Source organism: Tangfeifania sp., assembly GCF_055108615.1.
In genome coordinates this window covers 1-15,821 of record NZ_JBSQIC010000089.1, presented here as the reverse complement: position 1 = coordinate 15,821, position 15,821 = coordinate 1, and the positions used below count along the sequence as shown (strand labels likewise).

Genomic DNA, 15,821 nt, shown 5'->3' with positions numbered 1-15,821 from the left:
TTCGCGCACAACAGAAGACGACCTTCAGACAGTTTCTGATTTTGTGAGAAATAAATATGGATATGAAACGGGATCTTACACAAATTTCCCGGCAGATGAGAGCAACAATAAATTGCTTGCTCGTATAGATTGGAATATCACAAACAAACATCGTTTAGCATTACGTTATAACTACACGAAGAACACTTCATGGAGATCTCCTAATGCTACTTCTATGGATGGTGGTACTCGTATGTCTGAGGCAAGAATGTCACAGGCTTCAATGTCGTATGCCAACTCGATGTATTCGATGGACAACCTCGTTCATTCATTCTCTTTTGACTTAAATAGTCGTTTATCGGAAAACATCTCTAACCAATTCCTGGCCACATTCTCAAAACTTGACGATGTTCGTGGAACGAAATCTGATGAATTTCCTTTTATCGATATTTTGAAAGACGACCAGGCATACCTCTCTTTAGGTTACGAACTATTTACCTGGAACAACGGCGTTCACAATGATGTATTGAACATTAAAGATGAGATGACCTATTATTTAGGTAATCACAAAATCATAGGAGGTGTCGCATTCGAATATAAGATGGCTGATAATTCTTATATGCGTAATGGTACCGGTTACTATCGCTACAGAAGCCTTGATGACTTCTTAAACGAAGAAGCACCTGAAATTGTAAACTTAACTTATGGTTACGATGGTGAAAAGAATCCTGCAGCCCGTGTAAGAACAAACAAGATTGGAGCTTATGCTCAGGATGATTGGAGTATTAGCGAAAGATTCAAACTTTCGTACGGCCTTCGTATTGATGGACTTTTCTTTAATAATAGTGATTTGATGACGAATCAGGCTATCAAGGAACTTGATTATTCAGGTCGTAGTATTGATACAGGTGAATGGCCTTCTACCAATATCATATTCTCTCCCCGTGTAGGTTTTGTATGGGATGCGTCTGGCGACAAGAGCTTGAAAATTCGTGGTGGTACTGGTCTTTTCTCTGGCAACTTACCACTTGTGTTCTTCACCAACATGCCAACCAATGGTGGCATGGTTCAGTATCAAGCACATCTTAATGCTGACACTAAAGTTTATGATGCGGAAAACGATATAGAAATTATTAAAGGTTACAGTGGTTCGTACACAACAGCCGATAATGGAGACAGGTATATTGACATGTCGCAGTTTGCCGGTGGCCTTGTAACTGATGCTGACGGCAATGCTAACATAGCAGGGCTATATGATAAATTGACAGGTATCGGTTATCCTACAACTATTTCACCAGAAGATGGAACAGTTCCTTCTTCAATTGCGGGTATATCTTCTGATTTCAAAATGCCACAAGTATGGAAAACGTCACTTGCTGTTGACTATGCATTCCAAACATCTTTCCCACTTTCTGCAACAGTAGAAGGAATTTTCAACAAAACGATCAACGGTGTTTCTATTTCCGACTGGAGTATTCCCAATGTAGGAGGTTTCGCCCGTTTTAACGGTGTTGACAATCGTCCAATTTATCCGGCAGGTTATCGTACAGGCACAAAAGCATTCGTGTTAGAAAACACAAGCCGTGGTTATGGTTGGTCAGGCAACATCACACTTAATGCCCAACCAGCAGAATGGCTCAGCTTGATGGCTGCCTACACACACACAGTTGCTAAAGATGTAACCGGCATGCCTGGATCGAATCCGGAATCTGCGTTTACATACGTTCCGACAGTAGAAGGGCCAAACCATATTAAATTGCACAATTCTCAATATACCACACCCGATCGTTTGGTGGCATCACTTACTACCAACGACAAAAGCGGCAACCACTATAGCATAATTTATGAAGCTTGGCGCGGCGGAGCGAACTACTCTTTTATGACGGTTAACGACATTAATAGTGACGGCTACAACTACGATGCAATCTATGTTCCAACTGACGATGAAGTGACAAACAACGAATTCCGCTTTGTTTCAGCAGACGACCAAACTCGTTTTATGGACTATGTGCATGCCAACGATTATTTGAAAGATCAGCAAGGCGAGTATGCTGAAGCTTATAGCGTTTACTCTCCATGGGTACATCGCGTGGACTTCAGTTACAAACATGATTTTGCTCTTAATACAGGTAATAACCAACACAAACTGCAACTTAGCTTTGATATCAAAAACATGATGAACCTGTTCAACTCCAGTTGGGGTGTAGGTAAATATCTGAACCCGGAAATTGGTTCGGAAGCTCGCATCCTCAAATACGAAGGTGTTGATGCTGACGGTGTGGCTACATTCTCTACACCTGAATCAATCCATGGTAATACTAAAACATTCACGCCAAGCTACTCATTGGGTCAAACCTGGTATGCTTCTATTGGTATCAAATATATTTTCAACTAATTTAAAAAGCTCTGATAATTATGAAATTAAAAAGAATATTTCCATTTTTCGTTGCAATACTTGCCCTGATGACAAGTTGTGACGATGAAGAAACAATGACACTGCTTGATGAAATTCAAGTATCGTCGTCTTACGTGTCTATCCCTGTTGACGGTGGTTCTACACCCATTACTTTAACAGCTAACGATAGCTGGACAGTAGAGAATAATGTTGAATGGCTGACGATCTCCTCAACCTCTGGCAGTGCCGGTGAATCAACGCTTACATTTTCGGCTGAATCCGCCTTAGATGGTCGCACTGCAGAAGTCTTAATACAATGTGCAGGCAAAACTCAAAGAATAAATGTCATCCAGGGCTTGGCAACAATTTCAACTGCCACATGCCAGGAGGTAATTGACGGACCTGACAGCAAGACCTATCGTGTAACCGGAGTTTGTACGGCAATAACCAATACAACTTACGGCAACTGGTATTTGGAAGATGAAACAGGTTCTATTTATATCTATGGTACAGTTGATGACAAGGGGCAATACAACTTTTTAGATTTAGGACTTGAGGTTGGTGATGAAGTTACTGTTCAGGGACCAAAAACTACCTACTATGGAACTGTAGAGTTAGTAGATGTAACAATTGTCAATATCAATAAATCATTGGTGAAAGTTGATTCAGTACAAAACGCACAACTTCCTATCGAAGGTGGTGAATTTACAGCGTACCTTACCTGCAAAGGACAAGGCGTTTCTGTAGATATTCCTGATGATGCCAAGTCATGGTTGTCAATTTCGTCCATTGAATCGGCAGGCGAAGAAGTGGTTGTGAAGTTCAATGCCGCTGCCAATACCGGTGGAGACCGTGGAACTACGCTCACATTCCGTACTACCGATGGTGAAAAAGAGTATAGCACAGAAACAACTATTAGTCAAAAAGGGGCAATCATTGAAGCTACTATTGAAGAGTTTCTTGCAGCCGAAGTTGGCGGTACTAAATATCGTTTGGCAGGTGTTATTACCGATATTAGCAATACTACATATGGCAATTTAGACATACGTGATTTCTCTGGTGAAACTTTTGTGTATGGTATTGAAGATTTCCAGGACAAAGATTTAAAAGTGGGTGACATCATTACAATTGTTGGAGAACGTTCCGCCTACAACGGCTCTCCTCAAGTTGGTGATGCCGTTTTGGAAAGCGTGATTCCTGTAGCCGAAGCTACTATCGCCGAAGTGCTGACAAAACCTGACGATCCGGATACTTACTATATGGTAACCGGCGAAATTGCAGAAATTACGAATGAGTCGTATGGTAATCTTATTCTAAAAGACGGTGATAGCCAAATTGTTGTATATGGTTGCTACCCAGGTTGGGGTGCAAGTGGCGATGATAGAAAAGGGATAATAGCTGCCAAAGGCCTTAAAGTTGGTGACACACTAACAGTAATTGGACCGAAGATCACCTACGGAACAACAATTGAACTTTCACCAACTTTTTATTTCAGCCACGTAAGTGCAGAATAAAATGTGATATTACTCCATTATTAGTTTAATAAAAAGGGGCTGTCTCAAAACCGAGGCGGCCTTTTTTTTTGCTCCAAAAACAAACAATTAAAAACTGAAAGGTGTTTTTTTAAAAGATTTAGTAATTTTGCGCTCTGTTTAACAGTACACTCAGGAGATTTATAATGGAACAGTTTCAGATTGATCAAATGTTGGAAGAGAAAGGATTTATTGATGAACCAATCGATCCGAAAATTAAACTTACGGAAGAAATCAATCGCTTAAAGAAAGAGAAAAATGCAGTTATCCTCAGTCATTTTTATGTGGAAGGAGAACTTCAGGATATAGCAGATTATGTGGGCGATAGCCTTGGGTTGGCACAGGCTGCGGCAAAAACCGATGCCGATATGATAGTATTTGTGGGCGTGCATTTTATGGCCGAAACTGCAAAAATTATCAATCCCGGGAAAAAAGTGATTCTTCCCGATTTGAAAGCCAGCTGCTCACTGGCCGAGTCGGCCCCGGCAGAAGCCTTTGCCGAATTTAAGGCAAAGTACCCCGAGCATAAAGTCATTACCTACGTAAATGCTACTGCAGCCCTTAAAACCATGTCCGACATTGTTTGCACATCGGCCAATGCCAAAAAAATAGTGGAAAGTTTCCCGGAAGACGAAAAGCTGATTTTTGCACCTGATAAAAACCTCGGAAATTACATCAACAGCATTACCGGGCGTAACATGGTTTTGTGGGACGGTGCCTGCATGGTGCATGAGCAGTATTCCCTGGAAAAAATAATTGAGCTGATGGACAAATATCCGGAAGCGGAGTTCATTGCCCATCCGGAATGTGAAAAACCCGTTTTGCTGCTGGCCAAACATATTGGTTCTACCACTTCGCTCTTAAATTACGTAAAAAGCAGCACGGCCGAAAAGTTTATTGTGGCCACCGAAAGCGGCATTCTGCACCAGATGAAAAAGGAGTGCCCCGATAAAATTTTCATCCCGGCACCATCGGTTGATTCAACCTGCGGATGTAACGACTGTACCTACATGAAGCTCAACAGCCTTCAAAAATTGTATGTATGCCTGAAACACGAGCAGCCCGAAGTTACTTTGCCAACCGAAGTAATTGAAAAAGCACGGCTTCCGATTCAACGGATGCTCGATATTTCAAAATAAAAAACTATTCAACAGGCGTATCCGGCTGGGTCAGATTTTCAACCAATAGATTTTTCTCTGCAATTTCAATGGCCTTCAAAAGTGTATTGTCAATCTGGCTGATGATGGGATAAAACCCTTCTTCTCCAATAATGTTTCGTGCAATATAGGCCTTCAACTGCGTACTGATTATTCTTTCTGATTCTTTCAGCCCTGCAGCATCTTTCTGAATCCCCTTTTCTGTTGCATACTCCACAAACTCGTTCAGGATATTTTGATTGGCCAGGTAATTGTCGAACTCGCTGGCTTCAGAAAACCGCGAAAGTGCTTCGCGGTTCCTGTCGGCATAGGCGTATGCAAAGGTGTAAATCAAACCTTTCCGGTAAATTTTATTGTAATATTCTGAATTGCCGGTAGTGTCCATTGGTACAAAAATATCGGGCATTATTCCGCCGCCGCCATAAACGGTACGCCCCGAACTGGTTGTATATTTCAGCGAATCGTTAAAGTTAATACTGTCGGCCACCAACTGCTCCCGATGGCTAAAACGGGCATACAAATCATTGAAATATTCTTCGTTTCCTTCTTCGTACGATTTTTGAATGCACCTGCCGCTTGGCGTATAAAAACGGGCCACTGTGAGCCTTAGTGCGGAACCGTCCATCAGTGGGATTTGTTCCTGCACCAACCCCTTGCCAAACGAACGGCGGCCAATAACAATGCCGCGGTCGTTATCCTGCAGTGCGCCTGCAAGAATTTCGCTGGCAGAAGCTGAAAATTCATCTATTAAAACATAAACTTCCACATCCGACAATGAATTTCTGCCTGATGCATTGTAAGTTTTTCGCGGTTGATTAATTCCTTCGGTATAAAGAATGGGTTCTCCTTTATCGAGAAATTCATCCACAATTTTTAAAACTCCCTGCAGCGATCCGCCCGGGTTCTGCCGTAAATCGACAATTACTTTTTTGGCCCCGGCACCGTTTAGTTTTTGCATGCCGTTCATAAACTCATCGTAGGTTGTTTCTGCAAAACGGCTCACTTTAATGAATCCGGTTTCCGGGTTAATCATATAAGACACATCCACACTGAACAGCGGGATATCGTCGCGGGTAATTTCAAATTCCAGTTCTTCATCGGCACCTTTTCTGATGACACCCACAGTTACTTTCGAGCTCTTTTCGCCGCGCAGCAATTCCATTACGGTATTGTTTTCCACATCAACTCCTGCAATCAGCGAATCATTTACCCGCACAATCCTGTCGCCGGGCAAAATACCTACTTTGCTTGACGGGCCTCCGGAAATTACTTCAATAACGCGCACTGTGTCTTCCTGAATGGAAAACTGAACGCCGATACCTGAAAAATTCCCCTGCATTTCTTCCCGCACTTCCTGCATGTGTTCAGCGGGAATATAGGCCGTATGCGGGTCGAGTTCATTTAATATTTCAGGAATAGTACTTTCAATAATTTCATTTGTATTTACGCTGTCAACATAACCTTTATCAATTAACTCGAGTATTGTAGTCAGCTTGTTGGTATTGCCATAACTCATGGGGTTAAATGCAGGCTGGCTGTTTTGTTTCAGTAAATTTCCAATGAGAATACCTGCTGCTACCGAAACGGCAATCAGCAAGGGAATTATAATAATTGTTTTCTTATTCATTTACACCTTTAATTTTTTCCAGTTCCACTTGTTCCACTTCAACATTTGCTCTTTTCAACAGGTTTATGCCATCGTCGAGCCGGTAGCTCTCGGTAAAAACCACGCGTTTAATCCCGGCCTGGATTATAAGTTTTGAACACTCAAGGCAAGGCGACGAAGTAACATAAAGTGTGGCACCGTCGCTGCTGTTGTTCGATTTGGCCACTTTTGTAATGGCATTGGCCTCGGCATGTAAAACGTAAGGTTTGGTGTGGTTATTCTCATCTTCGCAAATATTCTCAAAACCCGACGGAGTTCCGTTGTATCCGTCAGAAATTATCATCTTTTCTTTTACAAGCAATGCGCCCACCTGGCGGCGTTTACAGTAAGAATTCTGCGACCATATCATGGCCATTTTCAGGTAACGCTGATCGAGCAGCATTTGCTTTTTTTTATCGTTGTTCATATTGTGTAGTATAAGTACTTTATTCAAAAATGGATTACAAATGTAATACTCATTTTCTACAAAATGTTCATTTTAAAAAGGATAAACTCCAGGGAGGTGCAAATTTTAAAAACAGCGGTGTAGAGCAAGGCTGAAAAAAAGCAAAAAAAAAGCCGCTCAACAGCGACTTTTCATTTTTTTGATTTACAAGCCTTAATCTTTAATTAACAGCCAGACATCTGAATATTTCGGATAGGTCTGACGTATTTGAGCTACCCGGCTACGGGCATCTGTTTCATTCTGATAAGAATTTACACATACGCGGTAATAGCCTGTTTCGCTGTGTAAAATAATTGGCGTAAAGCCTTGATTTAATAAATCTTCGCGGTAATTTTTAGCATTGTTAAGGTTGCTGAATGAACCCAAAATTACAAAAAATGTGTTGCTCTCGTTATTTGTTCTGTCATCCTGCGAGGTAAAACTCACCTGCTCTTTCCTAACCGCAATGGGTTTTTCAGGCTCAGCCGGAGCTGTTGTTTCAGGCTCTTTAACTGTTTCCTGCTGTTCACGGGCTTCATCGTCACCCGGAACTGTAAACACTTTTGATTGTTCTGTGGGGTCAGAAGTATATTGCGATTGTGCCAACTGTTTTTTCGATTTACAACCGCCTAATGCAAGTGCTGCAACCAATGCAAAAAATACTATTTTTTTCATTTTTCTGTTCATTTTTTTATCATGCCAAAACCAAAGAAATATTAAAGCTCCCAGGTTTTCAGATAGTTTATAAATTCACATGGCAAATATACGTAAAACCACCCCCTTTTATTGTTTTAAAAGAAGTAAGTTTTGCACAGGCAATTGTTTGCAACCGCAGGAAACAGCATTAGCGTCTTCTTTTTTTTGCCCCGGCACCACCGCCTCCAAAAAAGAACATTACGCCCAGCAAAAAGCCAAAGTTATACCAGCCACCTGAATTGGGGAACGCATAAATTTCATAATCAGTAAACAAGCTGATAATAAAACTAAAAAAGATAATAAACCCGTGCAACAGCCCATAAAGGAAACCGGGAGGGTCAGCAATCTCTTCGGGTGAATGTGTAGCACAGCCTGTCGCCATAATTCCCACCACAATTATAAACAACAAAAAAAGCCATTTCCTATTTGGTTTCATCTCAAATATTTTTAAAATTCAATCCAATTTAAAGGAAAAAAACGAATGGGTAGCAGCATTTTGTGTAAAATTTTTATCCACAACTGACCTTCGTCAAAATAAAAGTCAATAATTACAAATTCCTTTGGTGAGTATTTCTTCCTGGAAAATGTTTTCAAACGAATTGGAAAAATGTGCGTAAAAAACCATAACAGGAATCAACTCAATTATAAAAAGTAAAAAAACATGGAACACATTCCGTTTCAGAAGAAAAAAAACAGGGCCCCTGCTTTTGCCGGAAAATTTTATCCCGGCTCGAATAACGCCTTAAAAAACCAACTGAAAGAACTCTTTGCAGCAGCCCGGCCAAAATCAAACAACCAACAACCACGGGCCATTATTGCGCCCCACGCCGGTTATGTTTTTAGCGGAAAAACAGCTGCGTCAGCTTTCAACCAAATTTCGCAAGATGCATATTTTAAAAGGGTCTTTGTGTTGGCCTCGAGCCATCAGGTTACTTTTGGCGGAGCAGCAGTTTTCAGCACCGGCAACTACGAAACTCCATTGGGAGAATTAAAAGTTGATACTGAACTGGCAAGTGAACTGATAAAATCAGATGAAATTTTCCGCGAATACAACGAAGCCCATGAGTACGAACACAGCCTCGAAGTGCAGCTTCCACTTCTTCAATATCAACTGAAAAACGATTTTTTGCTGGTTCCCATTGTTTTGGGAACAAACAACCCGGATGACGCTGAAAAAATTGCAAAAACACTTTCTCCTTATTTCACGCCAGAGAACCTATTTGTCATCAGTACCGATTTTTCGCATTATCCTGAATACAACGATGCCATTGAAAATGATTTGGAAACCGCAGAAGCCATCTGCACCAACACTCCCCGGGAATTGCTACAGGTTATTGAAGAAAATAAGAAAAAACGCATTGATAACCTGGCTACCTCACTTTGTGGCTGGACCTCGGTATTAACGCTACTTTACTTAACCCAAAACAAAAAACTGGAATACAAAAAAATTGACTACAGCAACTCCGGTGATTCCGCACCCTACGGAGACAAATCGTGTGTTGTGGGTTACTGGGCACTGGCAGTTTACCCCAAAGATATGACATTTCAGGTTTCAGAAGAGGACCAAAAAGAGTTGCTCGAAAAAGCCAGAAATTCAATACTAAAGTTTTTGGAAACGGACAAACGCAGTCAGCCTGATCCTCCTCAAACCAACGGAATATTGAACAGCCAGGCAGGCGTTTTTGTGAGCATTTACGTTAAGGGAGAACTGCGTGGCTGCATCGGTAATTTTGCACAAGAAGAAACCCTGAACGACCTGATTCAGCGAATGGCCGTTTCTGCAGCTTGCGACCACCGTTTCAAAAACCTTCAGCCCGACGAAATCGCCGATACGGAACTGGAAATCTCGGTATTGTCGCCACTGCAAAAAATCGATTCATCCGAAGAAATTGAACTTGGAAAACATGGCATTTACATTAAAAAAGGAATGAACTCGGGAACCTTTCTTCCACAGGTGGCCAAAAAAACCGGTTGGAGTCTCGAAGAATTTCTGGGCCATTGCGCGCGCGACAAGGCCGGCCTGGGCTGGAACGGCTGGATGGAAGCCGAAATATATACGTACGAAGCTTTTATTTTCAGAGGCTGAAAATCTCGTGCAACACCTTCAACGATTTTACTTTGCCCAGGTGTTCAAAATGCAACTGGTAGTATTCCACCAATTTCGAGGTGAGGTAGCCCCGTAAATTCCGGGATATTTTTAATTTGCCTATTTCCTGAATTTTAAGCGATGCCAGGCTTCCCAACATTTCAGTAGCCTCTTTGTGAAAGAAAAACGGGTGAGAAGGTTCAAATGGCACCACAGCTCCACTGCGCATATCGAACCAGCCTTCGAAGCCGGTCTTTTTTGTGTCGGGCATAAATCCCAGGTATTCAGTAAGCCGGAACAAAAACCAGAGGTGGAAATTGGCAATTCCCTCATCTGCCAAATCGAAAAACAGCAGTGAGTTTTGAATGAAACTGAACATTTCCGGCGCACTCTCCTGTTCGCGCAGGGTTTTTGACAACATTTCGGCAAGAAATATGGCCTGTGTCGATTTCGTTACATCAAACGGAATGTTTTGATAAACGGGCTGGTTTTTAATTTCTTTAATACGCTGCACTTCGCGGGAATCTTTTTGGTAGGCCACCAAATCGACCAGAAAGAGCGATTGTAAAATATTGGATTTAACTTTTGCTTTCCTGCTGCGTGAAATATTCAGCATATAAGCCTGCCGGCCAAATTCCTTTGTATAAATATTTACAATGACAGCGTTTTCACCGTATTTCAAATAATGCAGAATGATTCCTTCAGTAGAGACAAGCATTTGACAATTTAAAGTTTAAAGTTGTCAATTGATAAAAAGTAATTTTTCAATGTGCGTTTCTTCGCCGTATTCATCGTTACAGAAAACAAGGTAAACGCCGGTTTTTACGCGGTTGCCGTTCAGGTTTTTGCCGTTCCACACGGCCTGGCCACCCAGCGATGTCCCCTGGTAAACCAGGTTGCCACTGATATCGGTAATTTTCACGTCGGTGTTTTCCACCAAACCGGTAATGGTAACCGGGCCATCGTATGTTTCCCGAACAGGATTTGGATACACATACACATTGGCGTAGGCTTTTTTCCCTGCAATGGCATCGCCCTGGTACGAAATTAACCCCTCGCTGGTGCCAATAAACACTTCGCCGGAAACCTGGTTGATGGCAATATCCATAATATTATCGGAAAACAACGGACTGTTTTCACTGGTAAAATGCATGATTTCATGTTCCCCGTTTTCTGAAACAAGATAAACGCCCGAACTACGCGTACCCAGCCATTTTCGGTTGGCACCATCCACAGCAATGGCTGTTACGGTTTCGGTTTCCAGCAGTGGGTGAAAAAGCCCGTCGTTCAGGTCGAGACTTGGACGGATGGCATAAAAATCCTCTGTATCCCAAATCCGGTTGGGATTGTTGTAAACCGCCACGCCGATTGACGTGCCAATCCAGATGGCTCCATCCAAATCCTCTGCAATGCAGTAAACATCGTTCATCCGCTTAAATTCTTCAAAAACGCCATTGTTGAAATAGGAAGTGACAAGCAATCGTTTTTTCTGTGTTCCCGACTTGTCAACCACGTAGGCATCGTGTCCGCGGGGCACAAGGATCCATTTATCGTCGTTATCGGTAACCAAAACCTGGCCAATATTGCGGTTGTTGGCCACTTCGGGCAGTGTAATTGATTCCCATTCTCCCGAAAGGGTGAGCTTCACCAGATTTTTGGCCACTTCAGAATTGGTCATCCACAGGTTCCCTTCCGAGTCGAAATCAATGCCGCCAATTCTCACGTAAGGTTGAGTGGGATTTTCGGGAAGGGCCGTTTCGAGCGGGCTGTTCTGGTTAGTAAAACGGTTGACCAATTGCCCGTTTTCAAACTCGAGCAATCCGCCGCCCCAGCTGGCTACAAAAATATGATCCGGATTTGCCGGATTTGCCTTTATATCCACAATATCATAAAAACCATCCAGCTCCGGATAATCTTTTGGAGTGAAATAATTCCATTGTCCTTCGCGCAATAACTGAAACCTGGGCGTTTGCCAGATGTTACTCCATGAATCGCTTCTTCCTCCGGGAGTTACCCACAAGTCTCCATCGTTGGTGTAGAGCGAAAAAATCCGGTTGTCCATCGGGCCGTTGGGAAAAACCGATTCATGATTTTCAGATGCAATTTTGATCAGCCCGTTTTCATAATCGGCAACCCAGTACGAACCATCCTGTGCCACGCCCACACATCGGGGCCTGATTGGCGACACTTCTTCTCCTTTCAAACGGTATGATTTTACTCTTGCAGAAACGGATAAGTTTTCGTCAATAACATAAAATTCTGATCGGCCGGAAAGGGTCATCATCCCGTGGTTTACCATTACATCATCTGCAAAATAAACACCATGCAGATAGCGCTGCCAGTCCTGTCCGTTAAAGCGGTAAAATTCACTGTGAGTAACATTCTCGGGAGTGTAGTTGGCCAGCAATACACTGGCGTGAACGGCCAGATGGGTAAACCTTCCGTTAAAATTTGGTATGTTTTCCACCTTGTTCCAGCTTCGGTAGTCGAGCAAATTGGGATTTGTCAAATCAGCTCTTAACAGTCCTTCGTTTGTGGCAGCATAAATATTTTGTTCAAACACCTCCACATCGTTCACCTGGATCATTGCACCACCTTCGCCAATAAAATAGGTATCTTTTACTTCCTGCCTTTCAAGGTTTAACACCACAACACCAAATCCGCAAGAAAGGTAGGCTTCATCTTCAGAAAATGAAATGTTGTAAATATTCTTATCTCCCGTAATTTGTTTGCGCTTGATGTCGGAAAGGTTAACCACGCCCGACTCGGTAATCAAATCGATATTACTGTTTTTATAAGCCACTACCAGCACCTCGCTGTTTTCGTTCCATGCAATGGTTTGAATGCCGAAATCGGTCAATCCGTTCACCCCCGAAAATTTCTGGATGCTGTTGTCGTCGCGGTCGTAATAAAAGAGCCCGCCTTCGGTGGCGCAATAGATTTTTGAGCCGGCTACAGCAATTTTGGTAGCATTTGAAAAGGAAAGGTAATCCTGCCAGCTGCCTTGCCGGCGCTGCGCATTCAATTGAAAAACAATTGAAAAAATAACGATTGAAAGCAAGAGTTTTCGCATTCCTTTTCTACTTGTTTTGTTCTGTTTTTTTTAGGTGGTTAACCAGTTTTTGAACGGCCCTGCCCCTGTGGCTGATTTTATTTTTCTGTTCCAGATCCATTTCAGCAAATGTTTTGGTAAATCCTTCGGGCAAAAAAACAGGGTCGTATCCAAAACCTGAATCGCCTTGCTTTTGCCGTGTAATTTCACCTTCCACAATTCCTTCAAACTGCATTTCATCTCCGTTGACAACAAGTGAAATCACGGTTCTAAAACGTGCATTGCGGTGTTTTATTTTGGCCATATTTTCCAAAAGCTTGTCCATGTTGGCCTGCGGATTTTTTTCCTCTCCAGCGTACCTTGCCGAAAATACCCCGGGTTCATTATTCAATGCTTCAACCTCCAGGCCGGTGTCATCGGCAAAACAGTCATACCCAAATTTATCGTAAACATAGAATGCTTTTTGCCGGGCATTTCCTTCGAGTGAGGGCTGGTCCTCCGGAATGTCTTCGGTGCAACCAATATCTTTCAGGCCGAGTAATTCAAACTCATCGCCCAAAATAGCCTGTAATTCTTTTAATTTGTGCGGATTATTTGTAGCAAAAACCAGTTTTGTCATAATTCAGAATTTCGGGTAAAAATAATGAAAAAGATGGTGCGGGCTAAACCGGAAATTTTTAGTGAAACTTTTAACCCGGTTCATTTTATTTCAGTATCCTCCAGTGATTCAACATCGTCGCTGCAATAAATCTCCGCAATGAAAAAATCTGTGTTTTCACAATATGCCTGAATTTTTTCCATGGCATCCCACCATCCAAAAAACAGAAACCTGAAATAGCCGCTTTCGGTGATTCCAGATTTGATGTATATTTCGTCTTTTCCGAGAAATTGTTTTAGCTGGTACTCGAGCTGATAATAAAGTGCCCTTGCCACTTTTCTTTCGGGTTTGAAAAATACCAGGTAATATTCGGGCGAGGCATTTTCTTCTACTTCAATATTGTCTGAATCATCAAGCGGATCATCATCCAGCCTATCGCCGGGAATGATTATCCCGTCATCGGTCATAGTCAGCGAATCGAGGAATTCTCCAACTTCAGAGCCGGGCAACCTGTATTCGGGATTGAAAACATTAATGCCAAGGATTTCCTTAATTTTTCCTGATTTTTGCCCAACCGACGAGGAATTGGCGTTAAAAAAACCGCAAACATCATTCAGGGCTGCGTAGGGTTCAAAAGATTTGTCGCTTAGAAAGTTTGCGCTTCCAACCGCCCAAACGATAGCAGCAGACCAAATTTCAGTTTTGCCTCTTTTAAAAATGAGTTTATCTTTTTTGAGCAAATCAGTAAACACTTTCGTGCATATTTTTAAATAGTTCTCATCGAGGTGGTTTTTGCAATAGGTGGTAACCAGTTGTTTTACATCTTCGTTTTTTTGCTCCATTTGAATTTACTGTTATTTTACCAATGCAATTATGTCTTTTCGGAAAGGCATTAAAATTAATGTTTTAAAGTATTGCCACAAGATAACAATTAACGAAAACAAAATTAATTTCCGGGGAGACGCGATTAATCGCATCTGTACAGATGTTTCAATCCTTGTTTTGCTGGAATCGGAATCTGAAGGAAAATACCCCAGTTAAGGAGTTCATTATTTTTGAAGTTTCAATCCTTGTTTTGCTGGAATCGGAATCTGAAGGGCATTATTGCCCAGCGACGGTGGTTATTGCAGCAGTTTCAATCCTTGTTTTGCTGGAATCGGAATCTGAAGGAAGAAGGCATTATCCGCCTGTTTAACGAAAGAAGGTTTCAATCCTTGTTTTGCTGGAATCGGAATCTGAAGTTTTAAGCAGGCGGTGTTTATGTGGTTCTCAGGCGCGTTTCAATCCTTGTTTTGCTGGAATCGGAATCTGAAGTTTTACCCAATCGCTGGAGAATCCTTCCATCCCCGAGTTTCAATCCTTGTTTTGCTGGAATCGGAATCTGAAGCATATTTGCCAATATATAGTATTTAATGTTTTATAGTTTCAATCCTTGTTTTGCTGGAATCGGAATCTGAAGGGGATTATTAGCCATTCACAAACAAACACTTGAAAGTTTCAATCCTTGTTTTGCTGGAATCGGAATCTGAAGTGCGAATTGTGCCGTCTTCATTTTTATCGTTTACAAGTTTCAATCCTTGTTTTGCTGGAATCGGAATCTGAAGGGGGTCGTTGTCGTTGAGCCAGTTTTGATAAGCCAGTTTCAATCCTTGTTTTGCTGGAATCGGAATCTGAAGCAAGTTCGTTAATAATGGCTTCAATACTGTTGGATCGTTTCAATCCTTGTTTTGCTGGAATCGGAATCTGAAGGCCATACTTGCAGCCACTCCGTCAACCTGAACTGTAAGTTTCAATCCTTGTTTTGCTGGAATCGGAATCTGAAGCGAAAATGGTGGTTTCGGTAGCAGCGGTTTTCAACCGTTTCAATCCTTGTTTTGCTGGAATCGGAATCTGAAGAGTGCATAAAAAGCCGAGGGTACAAAAGAATTAAAGTTTCAATCCTTGTTTTGCTGGAATCGGAATCTGAAGACGGGAAACTGAGATGGAAAAATTACGACGAAAAATGTTTCAATCCTTGTTTTGCTGGAATCGGAATCTGAAGTAAATTTTTTCACTCATGATTTTATTTTTTTTGTAGTTTCAATCCTTGTTTTGCTGGAATCGGAATCTGAAGTTTGAATCGTGTTTGGATGAATCCCTCGGACTTCTTGTTTCAATCCTTGTTTTGCTGGAATCGGAATCTGAAGTAGGTTCCTTTTTCATCATTTTGTTACAGAAGTGCAGTTTCAATCCTTGT

General features: G+C 41.9%; 12 protein-coding genes and 1 CRISPR repeat array. Of the genes, 4 read left to right on the top strand and 8 right to left on the bottom strand.

Translation table 11 applies throughout. The features are described 5' to 3' along the window. From ACTCNA_RS15260 to nadA, 3 genes are all read left to right on the top strand, one after another. A partial coding sequence (locus ACTCNA_RS15260; protein WP_462948799.1) for an outer membrane beta-barrel protein occupies positions 1–2,374 on the top strand: 2,374 nt, incomplete at its 5' end. A 20-nt stretch (positions 2,375–2,394) separates the two neighbouring features. Further along, entirely contained in the window at positions 2,395–3,888 is a 1,494-nt protein-coding gene (locus tag ACTCNA_RS15255) for a BACON domain-containing protein (protein ID WP_462948798.1), read from the top strand. Between the two features lie 164 nt (positions 3,889–4,052). Further along, entirely contained in the window at positions 4,053–5,045 is a 993-nt protein-coding gene (gene nadA / locus ACTCNA_RS15250) for a quinolinate synthase NadA (RefSeq protein ID WP_462948797.1), read from the top strand. A 4-nt stretch (positions 5,046–5,049) separates the two neighbouring features. On the opposite strand, the gene ACTCNA_RS15245 is transcribed toward nadA, so the two are convergent. From ACTCNA_RS15245 to ACTCNA_RS15230, 4 genes are all read right to left on the bottom strand, one after another. Continuing rightward, positions 5,050–6,690 carry a S41 family peptidase gene (locus tag ACTCNA_RS15245; protein WP_462948796.1) on the bottom strand — a complete coding sequence of 547 codons (1,641 nt, stop codon included), beginning with the start codon at positions 6,688–6,690 and terminating at the stop codon, positions 5,050–5,052. After that, positions 6,683–7,135: a deoxycytidylate deaminase gene (locus tag ACTCNA_RS15240; RefSeq protein WP_073169400.1), complete on the bottom strand. Its 453-nt coding sequence runs from the start codon at positions 7,133–7,135 to the stop codon at positions 6,683–6,685. The genes ACTCNA_RS15245 and ACTCNA_RS15240 overlap by 8 nt, the downstream gene beginning before the upstream one ends. 192 nt (positions 7,136–7,327) lie before the next feature. Continuing rightward, positions 7,328–7,828 carry an SPOR domain-containing protein gene (locus ACTCNA_RS15235; RefSeq protein WP_462948795.1) on the bottom strand — a complete coding sequence of 167 codons (501 nt, stop codon included), beginning with the start codon at positions 7,826–7,828 and terminating at the stop codon, positions 7,328–7,330. Positions 7,829–7,997: 169 nt separating this feature from the next. Continuing rightward, positions 7,998–8,285 carry a hypothetical protein gene (locus tag ACTCNA_RS15230; RefSeq protein WP_462948794.1) on the bottom strand — a complete coding sequence of 96 codons (288 nt, stop codon included), beginning with the start codon at positions 8,283–8,285 and terminating at the stop codon, positions 7,998–8,000. A gap of 225 nt (positions 8,286–8,510) precedes the next feature. On the opposite strand from ACTCNA_RS15230, the gene amrB reads away from it, so the two are divergent. Then, a complete protein-coding gene (gene amrB / locus ACTCNA_RS15225; protein ID WP_462948793.1) occupies positions 8,511–9,935 on the top strand; it encodes an AmmeMemoRadiSam system protein B in 1,425 nt (474 codons plus the stop codon). Here amrB and recO read toward each other — a convergent pair. The 4 genes from recO to ACTCNA_RS15205 all read right to left on the bottom strand — a co-directional run bounded on the left by recO (position 9,925) and on the right by ACTCNA_RS15205 (position 14,427). Then, positions 9,925–10,653: a DNA repair protein RecO gene (recO, locus tag ACTCNA_RS15220; protein WP_462948792.1), complete on the bottom strand. Its 729-nt coding sequence runs from the start codon at positions 10,651–10,653 to the stop codon at positions 9,925–9,927. The genes amrB and recO overlap by 11 nt on opposite strands. A 24-nt stretch (positions 10,654–10,677) precedes the next feature. Then, entirely contained in the window at positions 10,678–13,008 is a 2,331-nt protein-coding gene (gene porZ, locus ACTCNA_RS15215) for a type IX secretion system anionic LPS delivery protein PorZ (RefSeq protein ID WP_462948791.1), read from the bottom strand. A 7-nt stretch (positions 13,009–13,015) separates the two neighbouring features. After that, complete coding sequence (locus tag ACTCNA_RS15210) at positions 13,016–13,606, bottom strand: non-canonical purine NTP diphosphatase (RefSeq protein ID WP_462948790.1); 591 nt, start codon at positions 13,604–13,606, stop codon at positions 13,016–13,018. A gap of 80 nt (positions 13,607–13,686) precedes the next feature. Next, positions 13,687–14,427 carry a DUF6398 domain-containing protein gene (locus ACTCNA_RS15205; protein WP_462948789.1) on the bottom strand — a complete coding sequence of 247 codons (741 nt, stop codon included), beginning with the start codon at positions 14,425–14,427 and terminating at the stop codon, positions 13,687–13,689. Between the two features lie 145 nt (positions 14,428–14,572). Further along, positions 14,573–15,771: a CRISPR direct-repeat array (repeat unit 37 nt; unit sequence GTTTCAATCCTTGTTTTGCTGGAATCGGAATCTGAAG). Positions 15,772–15,821: the final 50 nt, after the last annotated feature.